This window comes from Streptomyces sp. HB132 (genome assembly GCF_016909575.1).
In the GTDB taxonomy this organism is placed as follows: Bacteria; Actinomycetota; Actinomycetes; order Streptomycetales; family Streptomycetaceae; genus Streptomyces.
In genome coordinates this window covers 219,165-237,149 of the sequence record NZ_JAFBGA010000004.1, presented here as the reverse complement: position 1 = coordinate 237,149, position 17,985 = coordinate 219,165, and the positions used below count along the sequence as shown (strand labels likewise).

The window sequence follows — 17,985 nt, the reverse complement described above, 5'->3', positions numbered from 1 at the left end:
AGGTGAGCCGTCCCATGTCCGAGCCACTGTTCCGCGATCCGGGGATGCCCGTCGCCGACCGGGTCCGCGATCTGCTGTCACGGATGACGCTCACCGAGAAGGTGGGCCAGGTCAACCAGCGGATGTACGGCTGGGACGCGTACGAGCACACCCCGTCCGGCCATCGGCTGACGGACGCGTTCCGGACGGAGGTGGAGGCCTACGACGGGATGGGCGCGCTGTACGGACTCCAGCGCGCAGATCCGTGGTCCGGCGTGACGGCGGAGACGGGTATCGGCGCCTCGGACGGGGCGCGGGTGTCCGACGCCGTACAGCGGCACGTCGTCGAGAACACCCGGCTCGGCATCCCCGTCCTGCTGGTCGAGGAGATGCCGCACGGCCTGCAGGCCCTGGACGGGACCGTGCTGCCGGTGAACCTGGCGGTCGGCGCCACCTGGAACCCGGAGCTGTACGAGGAGGCGGCCGCCCTCGCGGCCGCCGAACTCCGGGCACGGGGCGGCCATGTCGCGCTGGTCTCGGCGCTCGACCTGGTGCGGGATCCGCGCTGGGGTCGCGCGGAGGAGTGCTACGGCGAGGACCCGTACCTCGCGGCGCGGTTCACCGAGGCACTCGTACGCGGCGTGCAGGGCCCGGCCGGGGAGCGCATCGGGCCGGACCGCGCGGCCGTCGTCCTCAAGCACTTCGCCGGGCAGGGCGCCACGGTCGGGGGCCGCAACAGCGCGGCCACCGAGCTGGGTACGAGGGAACTGCACGAGATCCACCTCGTGGCGGCACTGGCGGGCGTACGGGCCGGGGCCGCGGGCCTCATGGCCGCCTACAACGAGTTCGACGGCGTGCCGTGCGCGGCGAACCACCATCTGCTGACGGGGATCCTCCGGGAGCAGTGGGGCTACGGCGGCCTGGTGATGGCCGACGGGCTCGCGGTCGACCGCCTGGTGCGGATGGCGGGTGACCCGGCGGCGGCCGGTGCGCTGGCGCTGCGGGCGGGGACCGACCTGAGCCTGTGGGACGACTGCTACCCCCGGCTGGCGGAGGCGGTCCGGCGCGGTCTCGTCGAGGAGTCCACGCTCGACACCGCGGTGGGACGCGTCCTCGCGCTGAAGTTCCGCCTCGGCCTCTTCGAGCACCCGTACACCGCCGGGCGGGCCGGGGCGCGGAAGCCGGACCGGGCACGCATGGAGCGGCTGAGCGAGCGCATCGCCCGCCAGTCCGTCACCCTCCTCGAACACGACGGGGTGACGCTGCCGCTCGCGGGCCGGCGTATCGGGACCGTCGCGGTCATCGGGCCGAACGCCGATTCCGTGCCACAGCAGATCGGCGACTACACCGCGCCGCAACGGCCCGGCACGGGCAGCAGTGTGCTCGCCGGCATTCGGGCCGCCGCGCCGGAGGGCACCGACGTCACGTACGCCCGCGGCTGCGGCCTCGTGGGCGGGGATCTGTCGGGCCTGCCCGAGGCGGTGGCGCTCGCCTCCGCCTCCGATGTGGCCGTGCTGGTCCTCGGCGGATCGAGCGCACGCGAGTCAGGAACCCGTTTCGACGCCAACGGGGCAGCCGTCGTCGCCTCCGGGAACCCCGTGGAGATGACGTGCGGCGAGGGCGTCGACCTCGCCGAACTCGCCCTGCCCGCAGCTCAGTCGGCCCTGGTGGACGCCGTCTCCGCGACCGGGACCCCGGTGGTCGTGGTGATCGTCCAGGGCCGCCCCCACGCCCTGCCGGACCTGTCCGGCACGGCGGCCGCGGTACTGAGTGCCTGGTATCCGGGTCCGTGGGGCGGGAGGGCGGTCGCGGACGTGCTGTTCGGTGCGGCCCAGCCGCAGGGGCGGCTGCCCGTGTCCGTGCCACGCTCGGCGGCCCAACTGCCCGTCTTCTACAACGGGAAGGACCACGGCTACCGGGGGTACGTCGACCAGCCCGCCACGGCCCGTCATCCCTTCGGCCACGGGCTGTCCTGCACGACGGTCGAGTACGGCGCGCCCCGGCTGTCGCCTCCGTCCCTGGCGGTGGACCGGTTCGACGGACCGGCACCGGTGAGCTGTGTGGTCCGCGTCGCCAACACCGGCACGCGACCGGTGCGGGAGACGGTCCAGCTCTACGTACGCCGGGTGCTCGGCGGGACCTCGTGGCCCCGGGTGCGCGAACTGCGCGGTTTCGCACAGGTGGAACTGGAGCCCGGCGGGAGCACCGATGTCACCTTCCAGGTGGATGCCCGAACCCTGGCCTCGTTCACACAGTCGGGTCAATGGGCCGTGGAGCCCGCCGAGTTCGCGATCGGGACGGGCCCGTCGTCGGACCGCACCCAGGAGGCGCGGCTCACGGTGACGGCAGGACCGACCCGGCCGGGCGCGGAGAGCCGGTGACGGCGGCGGGCAGTCGCCCGCCGCGTCGCTCCCGCGGCGGCGCGGCCCTCCGTCGCCGGACGCGGGCCGCACGCCGGTGCGCACAGGCGCGTTCACACCCGTCGCGCTGACCTCGCGCGCCCCCCTTTCGGACCTGTCTACGCAGGTCATCGGGGTGCCACGCTGCTTTTGATCACGGGCATCGCCCCGCCGACGAACAGCGAAAGGTCTTCACCGTGAACCGCATCACCGCACTTGCCGCCACCGCGATCGTCCTGGCCTTCGGACTGGGTACGAGCCCAGTCTCGGCCACGGACGCCGACGCGCGCACGGCCGCCGGACAGACCAGGCCCGCCGCTCCGGCCGCCGCGTTCACCCGGTGCACGCACGGCTACTTCTGCGCCTTCGACGGCTGGAACGGCGAGGGGACCCGCTGCCAGTGGACGGCCCGCGAGATGCGGAACACCGCCGACAACTGCTCGTTCATCCGCGAGGGGCGGAACGTCCTGTCGGTGTGGAACAAGACCGAGCACCGGGTGCAGTACTACACGCAGACCAACTTCAACTCGCGCGTCGGTTCCACGCTCGCCGGGCAGGGCGGCAACCTCCAGGGGAGCTACCAGATCCGCTCCTTCAAGCCCCAGTAGGCGGCGCGCCTGTCACGCCCCCGGTGACAGGCGGCCGGCGCCGGGCCCCGGACCCGGCGCGGGCTCACTGCACGCGGGCGGACGACCGGCCGCCGCCGTCGTCGTCCTCGTCGCTGTCGTCGCCAGGAATGTGGACGTCGAAGACGTTGATGTTGATCTCGACGACGTCCAGACCGGTCATGGTCTCGACCGCGTCCGTCACGTTGGTCCTGACCCGGTCGGCGAGTTCGTGGATCGGCACGCCGTACTCCACCTTGATGTCGACGTCGATCGCCGTCTGCTTCTCGCCCACCTCCACCTTGACGGAGCGTCCCGCCGCGGAGGACCCGGACACCCGGCCGGTGACGGCTCCCAGCGCCTTCGACGCCCCTTTGCCGACCGCGTGCACGCCGTCCGTGTCGCGGATGGCGATGCCCGCGATGGTGGAGACGACGTTGTCGGAGATGGTGGTCGTGCCGCGTCCGCCCTGTCCCGTGTTCCCGTCCATGTCAGCCATGACTGCCTCGCAGAGGGTTGGTACGACAGGCCGGCCCGTTTCTCACCGGCCCCTCGTTTCACTGTGCGCCCGCCCGCCACCTGCCGCCATCGGGGTGACACAGCGCTCCGCGTCGACACTCTCCGCCACCTTCGGACGCACCACCAATCCGGGGACGGACCGGCTCCGAATCACCGGTGAGGGTCAGGAACCAGCCCTCACCTCCCTGTCCGGGGGCGCGGCGGCCCGCGCCCCCGGACAGCACCTCGCCGGTCCCCTCGTGCGCGACCGCGCCGATCCCGCCACCGGCCTCCTCGAACTCCGCCTTCCTAACGCCGGGTTCTCCCGCCAAGAGCCCGGCCGGCGCAGCCGGGCCCGCCGGTCGTTGCCCTACGGCCCGGAGACCGGGACGGGCGGCGGGCGTGCTCAGCATCACCCTGGACAGCCACCGTGACCGCCGGGTAACTTTTGACCAGGACTGAGCAAGCGCTTAGCCACTGCGACCGAAGCCGAAGCTGACACCAGGAGGCACCCCGTGCGCCGTACGGTTTACAACGAGGACCACGAGGCGTTCCGGGAGACCATCCGCGCCTTCATCGAGGCCGAGGTCGTCCCCGTCTACGACGAGTGGTTCGCGGCGGGCCAGGCGCCTCGCGACTTCTACTACAAGCTCGCCGAGCTGGGCATCTTCGGCATCGAGGTGCCCGAGGAGTACGGCGGCGCGGGCGAGGAGTCCTTCAAGTTCGAGGCGGTCCTCTACGAGGAGACCGCGCGGGCGGGCATCTCCTTCGGCGGCTCCGGCGTGCACGTCCTGCTCTGCCTGCCCTACCTCAAGGCGTACGCCACCGAGGAGCAGAAGAAGCGCTGGCTGCCGGACTTCGTCTCCGGCAAGTCCATGTACGCGATAGCCATGACCGAGCCGGGCACCGGTTCCGACCTGGCCGGCATGAAGACGACCGCCAAGCTCTCCGAGGACGGCACGCACTACGTCCTCAACGGCGCGAAGACCTTCATCACCGGTGGTGTGCACGCCGACAAGGTCATCGTCTGCGCCCGCACGGACGCCCCCAAGGCCGACGACCGCCGCCACGGCATCTCGCTCCTGGTGGTCGACACCAAGTCCGAGGGCTACTCGGTCGGCCGCAAGCTCGACAAGCTGGGCCTCAAGGTCTCCGACACCGCCGAGCTGGCCTTCGTGGACGTCAAGGTGCCCGTCGACGACCTCCTCGGCGAGGAGAACAAGGGCTTCTCCTACCTCGGCCAGAACCTCCCCCAGGAGCGCCTGGGCATCGCCGTCGGCGCGTACGCGCAGGCCGCCGCCGCCGTGCGCTTCGCCCAGCAGTACACGCAGGACCGCACCGTCTTCGGCAAGACCGTCGCGTCCTTCCAGAACACCAAGTTCGAGCTGGCCGCCTGCAAGGCCGAGGTGGACGCGGCCGAGGCGGTCTGCGACCGCGCGATCGAGGCCCTGGACGCCGGTGAGCTCACGCCCGCCGAGGCAGCCTCGGCGAAGCTGTTCTGCACCGAGGTCGCGCACCGCGTGATCGACCGCTGCCTCCAGCTGCACGGCGGCTACGGCTTCATGAACGAGTACCCGATCGCCCGTCTCTACACGGACAACCGGGTCAACCGCATCTACGGCGGCACCAGCGAGGTCATGAAGTCGATCATCGCCAAGTCCATGGGCCTCTGAGAACGGCTACGTTTCTCCTCCATGAGCGCAGCACTTGACTCCCTGCTCGATCTGCTCGACCTCGAGCGGATCGAGCAGGACATCTTCCGGGGCATGAGCCGTTCGGCGGTCGTGCCCCGCGTCTTCGGCGGCCAGGTCGCGGCCCAGGCCCTGGTCGCCGCCGGGCGCACGGTCCCCGAGGACCGGGGCGCCCATTCCCTGCACGCGTACTTCCTGCGTCCCGGGGACCCGGGCGCGCCGATCGTCTACAGCGTGGACCGGATCCGCGACGGCCGGTCGTTCACCACCCGCCGGGTCGTCGCCGTCCAGCACGGCAAGCCGATCTTCCACCTCTCGGCGTCGTTCCAGGTGTACGAGGAGGGCATGGACCACCAGGCGGTCATGCCCGACGCCCCGGACCCGGAGACCCTGCCGACGGCGGCGGAGATGCTGCCCCGGTACGCGGACCGCTTCACCGACCCGCGCATGGTGGACAGGCTGCTGGAGGCCCGGGCCGCCGTCGACCTGCGGTATGTCGACGCCCCGCCGTTCGCCACCGCCGGCGAACCGCGCGAGCCACGCTCCCAGGTCTGGTTCCGGACCCACGGCAAGCTGGCGGACGACCCGCTGCTGCACGTCTGCATGGCGACGTACGTCTCCGACATGACCCTGCTCGACTCGGTGCTGCTCGCCCACGGGCGCGGCGGCTGGTCGGTCGGCGACGTGGTGGGCGCCAGCCTGGACCACGCGATGTGGTTCCACCGCCCCTTCCGGGCCGACGAGTGGCTGCTGTACGACCAGGAGTCGCCGTCCGCGTCCGGCGGGCGGGGTCTCGGCCAGGCCAGGATCTGGGCGGCGGACGGGAAGCTGGCCATCACGGTCATCCAGGAGGGCATGGTCCGCGTCCCGAGGGACTGAAGCCGCACATTCGGACATACTGCCCCTCATGAGTGACGCCAGGAGTGACGATCGGAGCGGGGGCGGCGAGTCCACGTTCACCGTCGTCGTCGCGGCGGCCGCCAACCTCGGGATCGCGGTGGCGAAGCTGGTGGCGGGGCTGATCAGCGGTTCGAGCGCGATGCTCTCGGAGGCCGCGCACTCGGTGGCCGACACCGTCACCGAGCTCATGCTCCTCACCGCGCTCAAGCGCAGCGAGAAGCCGCCCGACGAGGACCACCCGCTGGGTTACGGCCCGGAGCGGTACGTCTGGGCGATGCTCGCGGCCGTCGCGACCTTCGTGGGCGGCGCGGTGTTCTCCCTGTACGACGGCATCCACACCCTGCTGAGGGGCGAGGAGCTGGGCGATCCGCTCGTCTCGTACCTCGTGCTCGCGGTCGCCTTCCTGCTGGAGGGCTTCTCGCTGCGTACGGGTGTGCGCCAGGTGCGCGGCGACGCCGCAAGGCTCCGGATGCCCGCGCCGCGCTACCTGCGCCGCACCCCCGACACGGCGGTCAAGGCCGTGGTGATGGAGGACTCGGCGGCCCTGGCCGGGCTGCTGCTGGCCGCCGGCGGCCTGCTGGGCGGGCAGCTCTCCGGTTCGGGGGTCTACGACGGCATCGCCTCGGTCCTCATCGGCGTGCTGCTGGTGTACGTGGCGTGGGTGCTCTGCAGGTCCAACGCCCAGCTGCTGATCGGCAGGCCCCTCCCGGCGGAGATGAGGGCCGGGGTGCGCGAGGAGCTGCTCTCCGTGCCGCACATCGTCGAGGTGCTGGAGCTGACCACGCTGATCCAGGGCCCCTCGGAGCTGCTGGTCGCCGCGAAGATCGACTTCCGGGACGCGTCGACGGCCGCACAGGTCGAGTGGGCGTGCGAGGAGGCGGAGCAGCAACTGCGGGAGCGGTACCCGTCGATCCAGCGCGTGTACCTGGATCCGACACCGGGACGCGCCCAGCGCGCGGCAACACGTTCCGGCGGCTGAGCCGGGCCAGGACGCCCGGTCACGCACACCCGCCCCTGTCCGGCGCGGCTCCGGAAGGGCGGGACGCGGTGGTGGGCCCGGTGGCCGTCACCATCCGGCGACGGCCGCCGGTCACCGACCGTCCGCGCGCGCCGGCGCGAGGGCCCGCACGCTCACTCCCGTTCGACGGAGGGGAGCAGCCCGGCGGCGTCCAGCAGGTAGTCGGTCATCGGGTCGTAGTAGCGCGGGTCGGTGACGTGGTCGTCCAGCGGCACGGTGACCTGGAGGGTGCCCTCCGCCTCGCCCAGGAACAGCGCGGGGTCGTTGCAGTCGGCGTAGCCGATCGAGTCGATCCCGCGCTGTCCCGCGCACCCGGCCCAGCCGTGGTCGGCCACGACCAGGTCGGGCTGCGGCCGGCCCTCGCGCTCCAGGCCGTCCAGGACGGCGGCCATCGGGGCAGGTGAGTGCGTGTGCCAGAGGGTCGCACCGCGTTCCAGTACGGCGACGTCCGCGAACTGGAAGACCATGCCCTCGTCCGCCATCAGGCCGCCCGGGATGCGTACGATCTCGCAGCCGGCGGCCCGCAGGGCGTTCGCGGTCTGCCGGTGCACGTCGAGCAGCCCGCCCGGGTGCCCGGTCGCGAACAGCACGCGTTCCCCGTCCGCCGCCGCCTTCCGGAGCCGGGCGGCCATCCGGTCGAGGGCGTCGACCGTCAGTTCCGGGTCGATGGTGTCCTGCCCCTGCCGGTGCTCGGGATCGTCGATCACCCCGCATCTCTCGGCCATCACGGCCAGCACGTCCTGCTCGTCGAGCCAGCGGTCACCGAGCTCCAGCCCCAGCCAGAAATGGCGGTTGCCGTTGGCGAGCTGGCGGTAGTGGGAGAGGTTGTTGTCGCGGGGGGTGGCGACGTCGCCCGCGATACGTGTGCGGACGAGGTGCTCGACGAGGGCAGCGCGGCTGGGTATCGGCATGCACCCATTGTGCCGTCGGTGACGCGCCGTGTGCCCGGTGTCCTGCACCACGGATGGAACGCGGACGCGGACCGCGGCCCGCCCGGTGCGTCGAAACGCCGTGGGCGGCGCCGGGGGCCAAGGTCCCCGGTGCCGCCCACGGCGTCGTCGGCCGACGGTTCTCGGTCCGTGAGCCGTCGGCCGACGGCTCACGGACCGAGCGAAGCAGGCGTCACCGCGCAATCAGTCGGTCTTCACCTTCACCCAGTCCAGGGTGCGCTCCACGGCCCGCTTCCATCCCTCGTACCCCTCCTGGCGCTGCTCCTCGCTCCATTTCGGTTCCCAGCGCTTCGACTCCTGCCAGTGGGAGCGCAGCTCGTCGGTGTCGCTCCAGAAGCCGGTGGCGAGCCCTGCCGCGTAGGCCGCGCCGAGCGCCGTGGTCTCGGCGACCACCGGGCGGCTCACCGGCACGCCCAGCACGTCTGCCTGGATCTGCATGCACAGGTCGTTGGCGGTCACGCCGCCGTCGACCCTGAGCACGTCCAGGTGCACGCCCGAGTCCTGTTCCATCGCGTCCACCACGTCGCGGCTCTGGTAGCAGATGGCCTCCAGGGTGGCGCGCGCGATGTGCGCGTTGGTGTTGTAGCGGGCCAGGCCCACCATCGCGCCTCGCGCGTCGGAGCGCCAGTAGGGTGCGAACAGCCCGGAGAAGGCGGGTACGAAGTACATCCCGCCGTTGTCCTTCACCGACCGGGCCAGTGGCTCGCTCTCCGCAGCGGTGCTGATGATCTTCAGCTGGTCGCGCAGCCACTGCACGGCCGCGCCGGTGACGGCGATGGAGCCCTCCAGCGCGTAGACGACCGGGCTCCCGCCGAACTGGTAGGCCACGGTGGTCAGCAGGCCGCTGCGCGAACGCACCAGCTCCGTCCCGGTGTTGAGGACGAGGAAGTTGCCGGTGCCATAGGTGTTCTTGGCCTCGCCCGGCGCGAAGCAGACCTGGCCGACCGTGGCCGCCTGCTGGTCGCCGAGGACACCGGTGATCGGAATGGCGGCGTTCAGCGGCCGTGACGTACGGGCGGTGCCGTAGGACTCCGCGTCCGACGAGGGGTGGATGCTCGGCAGCATCGCGCGCGGGATCCCGAAGATGCCCAGCAGCTCGTCGTCCCAGTCCAGCGTTTCCAGGTTCATCAGCATCGTGCGGCTGGCGTTGGTGACGTCGGTGGCGTGCACACCGCCGTTCGGCCCGCCGGTGAGGTTCCACAGCACCCACGCGTCCGTGTTCCCGAACAGGGCGTTGCCCGCCTCGGCTTCCTGGCGGAGCCCGTCCACGTTCTCGAGCAGCCACTTGATCTTGCCGCCGGAGAAGTAGGTGGCGGGCGGCAGGCCCGTCTTGTGCCGGATGACCTCCCCGTGACCGTCGCGCTCCAGGGCTGCGGCGATGCTGTCCGTGCGGGTGTCCTGCCAGACGATGGCGTTGTAGTACGGGCGTCCCGTGCGCGGGTCCCAGACCACCGTGGTCTCCCGCTGGTTGGTGATCCCGATCGCCCTGAGGTCCGACGCCTTCAGGCCACCGGTCCGGATGGCGTTCTGGATCACCGTGTTGGTGCGTTCCCAGATCTCCACGGGGTCGTGTTCGACCCACCCCGACCGCGGCAGGATCTGGTCGTGCTCAAGCTGGTGCCGGGCCACCTCGTTACCTGCGTGATCGAAGATCATGAAACGGGTGCTGGTGGTCCCCTGATCCACCGCGCCGATGAACTCCGGCATCGCTGCCGTCCCTTCTCCTGGTGTTGAGGTCCGCGATCGGACCGGTTTCCTTGCGTGACCGCTCCCGGGCCGCCGGGGTCAGCCCTCCGCCGTCGGCCTGTCGGGGACGCGGCCCTCCTGCTCCGGGCCGCTCCGCACCTTGACCAACGGGCTGATGATCAGGTCGTAGACCAACATGCCGATGACTCCGCCGATGAGCGGTCCGACGATGGGGATCCACCAGTAGCCGCTGTACCAGTCGAAGGTGCCCGGCAACGCGATGTCGCCCCAGCCCTCGAAGTACGCGAACAGCCGGGGCCCGAAGTCGCGGGCGGGATTGATCGCGTACCCGGCGTTCGTCCCGAAGGTCATTCCGATCGCCACGACGATGAGACCGGTGATGTAGGGGGCGAGGTTGGCCAGTGGTGCCATGTTCCGGCTGTCGGTGACCGCGCAGATCAGGAGGAGCAGAATGCCGGTGCCGACGATCTGGTCGAGCAGCGGACCCCACCAGGAGTCCCCGAAGTACTCGGCGGGGAAGGTGGCGAAGATCGAGAAGGTGGGAAGCGACTCGTCCCGGGCCAGCCCCTCCTTCTGGTTGAAGAAGTCGATCGCCCACCGGTACGACGCGTACACCAGTGCGGCGGCCACGAAGGCTCCCATCACCTGGGCGAGCCAGTACGGACCCACCTTCCGCCAGCCCAGCGCGCGCCGGACGGCGAAGGCCAGCGTGACCGCCGGGTTCAGGTGCGCGCCGCTCACGCCACCGGCGACATAGACGCCGAAGACCACTCCGAGACCCCAGCCCCAGCAGATGATGATCCAGTCGGCGGCGCCGAAGGGGTCTGTCTGGCGCCCGGACCCGGGCAGGCCGGTGACCGTCAGGGCCACCGAACCGACGCCCAGGAGAATGAGTACGAAGGTACCCAGGAATTCGGCGAGCATTTCGCCGCCGAGACCCTCGCGGTATCCCCGTCGACGTGTCGTGCGTTCAGCCACAGCTATCGGCCTTCCTCGGTCGGATTGCAACATCTGGCGGCCCCGCGCTCGCTGCGGCGGGCGGTACGACGCTCTCCACCGCGCGCGTCGGGCCCCTGGCGTCAGGCAGAGGCGCCGAGGGATATCGCCAGGTCTGTCCGACCGAGCCGTGCGTGGGGTGCGGCGTGGGATCGCGCATCCGCCGGCACGGCACCCGCGGCCATCTCACCGATGCGCCGCAGCACCTGGCCCCGCCGGGACGGATGCCGCAGAACGCCTCGGTACGCCTGCACGTGTGGCTCCTCGATTCCGTCGGGCCCCGACTGCTGTCCGACGGCCCGAGGAGGTGCGCCCGCACCGACGTTCCAGGGGGTTGCGGCAACTGCGGGCCAGCATGACCGACTCAGCTCTTCCATCGGGGCCGACACCCGCGCGGCTTCACCCGAAGGGCGGCATGCGGCGCGTGGCCCACGGACGGAGGCACGTGGTTGGCGAGTCCGCGGTGTCCGGCGCGGCGACGTGCGCGCGCCGGGGCGCCTCCTCCCGCGGACCGCTCAGGAACCCGCCGCCGCGAACGCCCCGCGGGCCAGCCGGTGCAGCAGCGCCGCTGTGGCCGCACGGCCGGGGAGCGCTTCGGGGCGGGCCAGGTGCGGGGTGGAGTTGAGCAGGCCGAACACCGCGTGCACGGTGACGCGGGCCTCGTTCTCGGGGAGGGCGGGGTAGAGCGCGCGGACGACATCGACCCAGACCTCGACGTACTCCCGCTGGAGCCTGCGCACCCGCTTGCGGTCGGTGTCGCGCAGCCGGTCCAGCTCACGGTCGTGGAGGGTGATCAGGGGGCGGTCGTCCAGGGCGAAGTCGATGTGGCCCTCGATGAGGGCGTCCAGGAGTGCTTCCGCACTGCTGTCCGCCGACGCCCCGTCCTGCGACACGCGGAGCTGTCCGCCCGCGAGGAGCCGCTCGCTGATGCCGACGAGCAGCTCGGCGAGCATCGCGTCCTTGCCGGGGAAGTGGCGGTAGAGGCCGGGACCGCTGATACCGACCGCGGCTCCTATCTCGTCGACCCCGACACCGTGGAAGCCGCGCTCGGCGAAGAGGCGGGCCGCCTCTCGGAGGATCTGCTCGCGGCGGGTGGGTGCCGCGACACGGGCGGCGGCATGGGTGCTCATGAGGATTCATTCTAGACAGGCGGGTTAGCGCTCGTTAACCTGAGCGTCACGCGTTAACGCTCATTAACTATCGCGGTACGGGCAAGGGGGCTCGACAGGATGCAGCAGGCACCGGTCCTGGTGAGCGCGGCCGATCCCGCCTCGGAGGCCTGGCAGGCCAACGAGGCGGCGCATCACGCGCTCGCCGAGGAGCTGCGCACGCGGCTCGCCACGGCACGGCTCGGCGGGGGTGAGAAGGCACGCGCCCGGCATGTGGCGCGCGGCAAGCTGCTGCCCCGGGAGCGGGTGGACACGCTGCTGGACCCGGGCTCACCCTTCCTGGAGCTCGCGCCCCTGGCCGCAGAGGGGCTGTACGGGGGCGCGGCGCCGGCCGCCGGTGTGATCGCCGGGATCGGGCGGGTCAGCGGCCGGGAGTGCGTGATCGTCGCCAACGACGCGACCGTCAAGGGCGGCACGTACTACCCGATGACGGTGAAGAAGCACCTCCGCGCCCAGGAGGTGGCCCTGGAGAACCGGCTGCCCTGCCTGTACCTGGTGGACTCGGGGGGCGCGTTCCTCCCGATGCAGGACGAGGTGTTCCCCGACCGGGACCACTTCGGGCGCATCTTCTTCAACCAGGCCCGGATGTCGGGGGCGGGCATCCCGCAGATCGCCGCGGTGCTCGGATCCTGCACGGCGGGCGGGGCGTACGTCCCGGCCATGAGCGACGAGGCCGTCATCGTCCGGAACCAGGGCACGATCTTCCTGGGAGGCCCGCCGCTCGTGAAGGCCGCCACCGGCGAGGTCGTGACGGCGGAGGAGCTGGGCGGCGGCGAGGTCCACTCCCGCACGTCCGGGGTCACCGACCACCTCGCCGAGGACGACGCGCACGCGCTGCGGATCGTGCGGAACATCGTCGCGACCCTCCCGGACCGCGGCCCGCTCCCCTGGTCGGTGGAGCCCGCCGAGGAGCCGAAGGCGGACCCCGCCGGGCTGTACGGGGCGGTCCCCGTCGACTCGCGCACGCCCTACGACGTGCGCGAGGTCATCGCCCGGGTGGTGGACGGCTCGCGCTTCGCCGAGTTCAAGTCGGAGTACGGCCAGACGCTGATCACCGGCTTCGCCCGGATCCACGGCCATCCCGTCGGCATCGTCGCGAACAACGGCATCCTGTTCGCCGAGTCCGCCCAGAAGGGCGCCCACTTCATCGAGCTGTGCGACCAGCGCGGCATTCCGCTGGTCTTCCTGCAGAACATCTCCGGCTTCATGGTCGGCCGGGACTACGAGGCCGGCGGCATCGCGAAGCACGGCGCCAAGATGGTGACGGCCGTGGCCTGCACACGAGTACCGAAGCTGACGGTCGTGGTCGGCGGGTCGTACGGCGCGGGCAACTACTCCATGTGCGGCCGGGCCTATTCGCCCCGCTTCCTGTGGATGTGGCCGAACGCCAAGATCTCCGTCATGGGCGGCGAGCAGGCCGCCTCGGTGCTGGCCACCGTCAAGCGTGACCAGATCGAGGGACGTGGCGAGGAGTGGCCCGCCGAGGAGGAAGAGGCCTTCAAGGATCCGGTCCGCGCGCAGTACGAGCAGCAGGGCAACGCCTATTACGCCACCGCCCGGCTCTGGGACGACGGTGTGATCGACCCGACGGAGACCCGGCAGGTGCTGGGACTCGCCCTGACCGCGTGTGCCAACGCCCCACTGGGTGAGCCCAGTTTCGGCGTCTTCCGGATGTGACGTGAGGACTTCCATGTTCAGCACTGTTCTGGTCGCCAACCGTGGCGAGATCGCCGTCCGGGTCATCCGGACCCTGCGCGAGCTCGGCGTGCGGTCGGTCGCCGTCTTCAGCGACGCCGACGCGGACGCCCGGCACGTCCGGGAGGCGGATACAGCGGTACGGATCGGGCCCGCCCCGGCCGCCGAGAGCTATCTGTCGGTGGAGCGGCTTCTGGACGCCGCCCGCCGCACGGGTGCCGAAGCGGTCCACCCCGGTTACGGCTTCCTCGCCGAGAACGCGGGTTTCGCCCGGGCCTGCGCGGAGGCGGGGCTGGTCTTCATCGGCCCGCCCGCCGAGGCCATCTCGTTGATGGGCGACAAGATCCGTGCCAAGGAGACCGTCGCCGCGGCCGGTGTGCCCGTGGTGCCCGGTTCGTCCGGGAGCGGGCTCACCGACGCCCAACTGGGTTCCGCCGCACGGGAGATCGGGATGCCCGTCCTGCTGAAGCCGTCGGCGGGCGGTGGCGGCAAGGGCATGCGGCTGGTGCGGGACGAGGCGCTGCTGGCCGACGAGATCGCCGCCGCCCGGCGTGAGGCGCGCGCGTCGTTCGGCGACGACACGCTGCTCGTGGAGCGGTGGATCGACCGGCCGCGCCACATCGAGATCCAGGTCCTGGCCGACGGCCACGGAAACGTGGTGCACCTCGGCGAGCGTGAGTGCTCGCTCCAGCGCCGCCACCAGAAGATCATCGAGGAGGCGCCCTCGGTCCTGCTGGACGAGCAGACCCGTGCGGCGATGGGTGAGGCGGCCGTGCAGGCGGCCCGCTCCTGCGGATACGTCGGCGCGGGGACGGTGGAGTTCATCGTCCCGGGCAACGACCCCTCCTCGTACTACTTCATGGAGATGAACACCCGGCTCCAGGTCGAACACCCGGTCACCGAGCTGATCACCGGCCTCGACCTGGTGGAGTGGCAGCTCCGGGTCGCCTCCGGCGGCCGGCTCCCCCACGCGCAGGCGGACATCACGCTCACCGGGCACGCGGTCGAGGCCCGGGTCTGCGCCGAGGACCCTGCCCGCGGCTTCCTGCCGTCCGGCGGCACGGTGCTGGCCCTGCACGAGCCGCAGGGTGGCGGAGTGCGGACGGACTCGGGGCTCAGTGAGGGCGTGCCGGTCGGCAGCACGTACGACCCGATGCTCTCGAAGGTCATCGCGTACGGTCCCGACCGGCCCACGGCGCTGCGCCGGCTCCGGGCGGCGCTGGCGGACACGGTGGTGCTGGGCGTCCCGACGAACGCCGGTTTCCTGCGGCGGCTGCTGGCCCATCCGGCGGTGGCCGCCGGCGAGCTGGACACCGGGCTGGTGGAGCGGGAGGCGGACGGCCTGGTGCCGGACGGTGTGCCGGAGGAGGTGTACGCGGCGGCGGCGCTGCTGCGGCAGCGCTCCCCCGCACCCGTGGGCGGCTGGGTCGATCCGTTCTCGGTGCCCAGCGGCTGGCGGCTGGGCGGCACCCCCGCCGAGACCTTCCACCACTTCCGGGTCCCGGGCCACGAGCCGGTGCGGGTGGGTCTGCGTGCGGGCGCGGAGGGCAGGGCCGGGCTGACGTTCGGCCACGCCGGGGACCGGGAGGAGACCGCGGACGCGTGCGGCCCGCTGCCGTCGCTGCCCGGCGCCGAGCGGTCCAGGCTCGTCGAGGTCTCAGGTCTGCGCGTCGTCGTCGAGGTCGACGGCCTGACCCACACGTTCAGCAGGGCCACGTCCCCGGAGGGCGTCTGGCTCGGCCGGGACGGGGACGCCTGGCACGTCCAGGACCACGACCCGGTCGAGGCGTCCCTCGGCGGCGCCGGCCGCTCGGGCGCGGACACCCTTGCCGCGCCCATGCCCGGGACCGTCACGGTGGTGAAGGTGGCGGTCGGCGACGAGGTCGTGGCCGGGCAGAGTCTGCTGGTCGTCGAGGCCATGAAGATGGAACACGTCATCTCCGCCCCGCACGCCGGAACCGTCACCGAGCTGGACGTCACCGCGGGTGCCACGGTCGCCATGGACCAGATCCTGGCCGTGGTGGCCCCGAAGGAGGAAGCGTGAGCGACACCGGACTGCCCATGACGGTTCCGGCGCCGGGGCTTCCGGACCGGGTCCGCATCCACGAGGTCGGCGCCCGCGACGGACTGCAGAACGAGAAGTCCGTCGTACCGACCGAGGTGAAGGCGGAGTTCGTCCGCCGGCTCGCGGAGGCCGGGCTGTCCACCATCGAGGCGACCAGCTTCGTGCATCCGAAGTGGGTGCCCCAACTGGCGGACGCGGAGCAGTTGTTCCCGATGCTCGGGGACGTCGCGGACGTCGGGGACGTGGCGCTCCCCGTCCTCGTGCCGAACGAGCGGGGCCTGGACCGCGCGCTGGCGCTCGGAGCCCGCCGGATCGCCGTGTTCGGCTCGGCGACCGAGACGTTCGCCGCCAAGAACCTCAACCGCACGGTCGACGAGTCACTCACCATGTTCGAGCCGGTCGTGGCCCGCGCCAAGGACGCGGGGGTCCATGTGCGCGGCTATCTGTCGATGTGTTTCGGCGACCCGTGGGAGGGCGCCGTACCCGTCGCCCAGGTCGTCCGCGTCGCGAGGGCGCTGATGGACCTCGGCTGCGACGAGCTCTCGCTCGGCGACACGATCGGCGTGGCCACACCGGGCCATGTGACGGGGCTGCTGGCCGCGCTGAACGACGCGGGGGTCCCCACCGCCACGATCGGGGTGCACTTCCACGACACGTACGGCCAGGCGCTCTCGAACACCCTGACCGCCCTCCGGTACGGCGTGACGACGGTGGACGCGTCGGCGGGCGGTCTCGGCGGCTGCCCGTACGCGAAGAGCGCGACCGGAAACCTCGCCACCGAGGATCTCGTGTGGATGCTCGACGGCCTCGGTGTCCACACCGGGGTCGATCTCGGCGCACTCACCGCCACGAGCGTGTGGATGGCCGAACAACTGGGCCGCCCGAGCCCGTCCCGTACCGTCCGCGCGCTGTCCCACAAGGAGTGAAGCACCGATGTCCCTTGACCACCGGCTGACCGCCGAGCACGAGGAACTGCGCCGCACCGTCGAGGAGTTCGCACACGATGTGATCGCCCCGAAGATCGGCGACTTCTACGAACGCCATGAGTTCCCGTACGAGATCGTGCGGGAGATGGGGCGGATGGGCCTCTTCGGCCTGCCCTTCCCCGAGGAGTACGGCGGCATGGGAGGCGACTACCTCGCCCTCGGGATCGCCCTGGAGGAACTGGCCCGGGTCGACTCGTCCGTGGCGATCACGCTGGAGGCCGGGGTCTCGCTCGGTGCCATGCCCGTCTTCCGGTTCGGCACGGAGGAGCAGAAGCGGCAGTGGCTGCCGAAGCTCTGCGCGGGAGAGGCGCTGGGCGCGTTCGGGCTGACGGAACCGGACGGCGGCTCGGACGCGGGCGGCACACGGACGACAGCCGTGCTGGACGAGGCCACCGGCGAGTGGGTGATCAACGGTTCCAAGTGCTTCATCACCAACTCCGGTACGGACATCACGGAGCTGGTGACGGTGACGGCGGTCACCGGCCGCAAGGAGAACGGCGCCCCGCGCATCTCCGCGATCATCGTCCCCTCCGGCACCCCCGGCTTCACGGTGGCCGCGCCGTACTCCAAGGTCGGGTGGAACGCCTCCGACACCCGCGAGCTGTCCTTCTCCGACGTCCGCGTCCCGGCGGCGAACCTGCTGGGCGAGGAGGGCCGCGGGTACGCGCAGTTCCTGCGGATCCTCGACGAGGGCCGGATCGCCATCTCGGCGCTCTCCACGGGCCTGGCGCAGGGATGTGTGGACGAGTCCCTGAAGTACGCGAAGGAGCGGCACGCCTTCGGGAAGCCGATCGGCGCCAACCAGGCCATCCAGTTCAAGATCGCGGACATGGAGATGCGGGCGCACATGGCCCGGATCGGCTGGCGCGACGCGGCCTCGCGGCTGGTGGCGGGCGAGCCGTTCAAGAAGGAGGCGGCGATCGCGAAGCTGTACTCCTCGACGGTGGCGGTGGACAACGCCCGCGAGGCGACACAGATCCACGGCGGCTACGGCTTCATGAACGAGTACCCGGTGGCCCGGATGTGGCGCGACTCCAAGATCCTGGAGATCGGCGAGGGCACGAGCGAGGTCCAGCGGATGCTGATCGCCCGTGAACTGGGCATGCACGCCTGACGGACGGGCTGAGCGGTTGATGCCGCCCGGGCGGGGGCCGGCCGGCCCCCGGAGGTCCTCCATGACCAGGACCCGCGTCGATGTGGCCGACCGGAGGCCGGAGTTCGCCCCGGACGGCGACGCGCTCCGGCGGCCGGCCACCCGCTGAGAGCGGACCCCAAGAGCCTCCCTCCCCCCACCGGGGAGGGAGGCTTCTCTCTGCGTGGATAACGG

14 protein-coding genes are annotated in these 17,985 nt (G+C 71.6%); 9 read left to right on the top strand and 5 right to left on the bottom strand.

Annotation, left to right across the window (positions count from 1 at the left end; genetic code table 11):
• Positions 1-14 precede the first annotated feature (14 nt).
• Complete coding sequence (locus tag JOC24_RS12005) at positions 15-2,360, top strand: glycoside hydrolase family 3 N-terminal domain-containing protein (protein ID WP_205020204.1); 2,346 nt, start codon at positions 15-17, stop codon at positions 2,358-2,360.
• Positions 2,361-2,575: 215 nt separating this feature from the next.
• The gene (locus JOC24_RS12000; RefSeq protein WP_205020203.1) at positions 2,576-2,986 is read left to right on the top strand and encodes a peptidase inhibitor family I36 protein; all 411 of its coding nucleotides are present in this window, start codon (positions 2,576-2,578) and stop codon (positions 2,984-2,986) included.
• Between the two features lie 64 nt (positions 2,987-3,050).
• Here JOC24_RS12000 and JOC24_RS11995 read toward each other — a convergent pair whose 3' ends face one another.
• A complete protein-coding gene (locus tag JOC24_RS11995; RefSeq protein WP_205020202.1) occupies positions 3,051-3,482 on the bottom strand; it encodes an Asp23/Gls24 family envelope stress response protein in 432 nt (143 codons plus the stop codon).
• Positions 3,483-3,996: 514 nt separating this feature from the next.
• Here JOC24_RS11995 and JOC24_RS11990 point away from each other — a divergent pair.
• Genes JOC24_RS11990 through JOC24_RS11980 form a run of 3 tightly spaced genes read left to right on the top strand, consistent with a single transcriptional unit; the run spans position 3,997 to position 7,051 of the window.
• Positions 3,997-5,154, top strand: coding sequence for an acyl-CoA dehydrogenase family protein (locus JOC24_RS11990; protein ID WP_031092198.1), 1,158 nt, complete (start codon positions 3,997-3,999; stop codon positions 5,152-5,154).
• A gap of 21 nt (positions 5,155-5,175) precedes the next feature.
• On the top strand, positions 5,176-6,051 hold the full coding sequence (locus JOC24_RS11985) for an acyl-CoA thioesterase (RefSeq protein WP_205020201.1): 876 nt from the start codon (positions 5,176-5,178) through the stop codon (positions 6,049-6,051).
• A gap of 28 nt (positions 6,052-6,079) precedes the next feature.
• Entirely contained in the window at positions 6,080-7,051 is a 972-nt protein-coding gene (locus JOC24_RS11980; RefSeq protein ID WP_205020200.1) for a cation diffusion facilitator family transporter, read from the top strand.
• A 152-nt stretch (positions 7,052-7,203) separates the two neighbouring features.
• On the opposite strand, the gene JOC24_RS11975 is transcribed toward JOC24_RS11980, so the two are convergent.
• The 4 genes from JOC24_RS11975 to JOC24_RS11960 all read right to left on the bottom strand — a co-directional run bounded on the left by JOC24_RS11975 (position 7,204) and on the right by JOC24_RS11960 (position 11,873).
• On the bottom strand, positions 7,204-8,001 hold the full coding sequence (locus tag JOC24_RS11975) for a phosphatase (protein WP_205020199.1): 798 nt from the start codon (positions 7,999-8,001) through the stop codon (positions 7,204-7,206).
• Between the two features lie 222 nt (positions 8,002-8,223).
• Positions 8,224-9,747 (bottom strand): glycerol kinase GlpK, encoded by a 1,524-nt coding sequence (glpK, locus tag JOC24_RS11970; protein WP_205020198.1) that lies wholly within the window; start codon positions 9,745-9,747, stop codon positions 8,224-8,226.
• 78 nt (positions 9,748-9,825) lie between these two features.
• Positions 9,826-10,671 (bottom strand): MIP/aquaporin family protein, encoded by an 846-nt coding sequence (locus tag JOC24_RS11965; protein WP_205020457.1) that lies wholly within the window; start codon positions 10,669-10,671, stop codon positions 9,826-9,828.
• A gap of 587 nt (positions 10,672-11,258) precedes the next feature.
• Complete coding sequence (locus JOC24_RS11960) at positions 11,259-11,873, bottom strand: SACE_7040 family transcriptional regulator (protein WP_205020197.1); 615 nt, start codon at positions 11,871-11,873, stop codon at positions 11,259-11,261.
• A gap of 99 nt (positions 11,874-11,972) precedes the next feature.
• Here JOC24_RS11960 and JOC24_RS11955 point away from each other — a divergent pair, with 99 nt between their 5' ends.
• The 4 genes from JOC24_RS11955 to JOC24_RS11940 are packed head-to-tail and all read left to right on the top strand — an operon-like array spanning position 11,973 to position 17,772.
• Positions 11,973-13,589 (top strand): carboxyl transferase domain-containing protein, encoded by a 1,617-nt coding sequence (locus JOC24_RS11955; RefSeq protein ID WP_205020196.1) that lies wholly within the window; start codon positions 11,973-11,975, stop codon positions 13,587-13,589.
• A gap of 13 nt (positions 13,590-13,602) precedes the next feature.
• Positions 13,603-15,651, top strand: coding sequence for an ATP-binding protein (locus JOC24_RS11950; RefSeq protein WP_205020195.1), 2,049 nt, complete (start codon positions 13,603-13,605; stop codon positions 15,649-15,651).
• A 17-nt stretch (positions 15,652-15,668) separates the two neighbouring features.
• The gene (locus tag JOC24_RS11945) at positions 15,669-16,598 is read left to right on the top strand and encodes a hydroxymethylglutaryl-CoA lyase (protein ID WP_205020456.1); all 930 of its coding nucleotides are present in this window, start codon (positions 15,669-15,671) and stop codon (positions 16,596-16,598) included.
• Between the two features lie 7 nt (positions 16,599-16,605).
• A complete protein-coding gene (locus JOC24_RS11940) occupies positions 16,606-17,772 on the top strand; it encodes an acyl-CoA dehydrogenase family protein (protein WP_205020194.1) in 1,167 nt (388 codons plus the stop codon).
• Positions 17,773-17,985 lie beyond the last annotated feature (213 nt).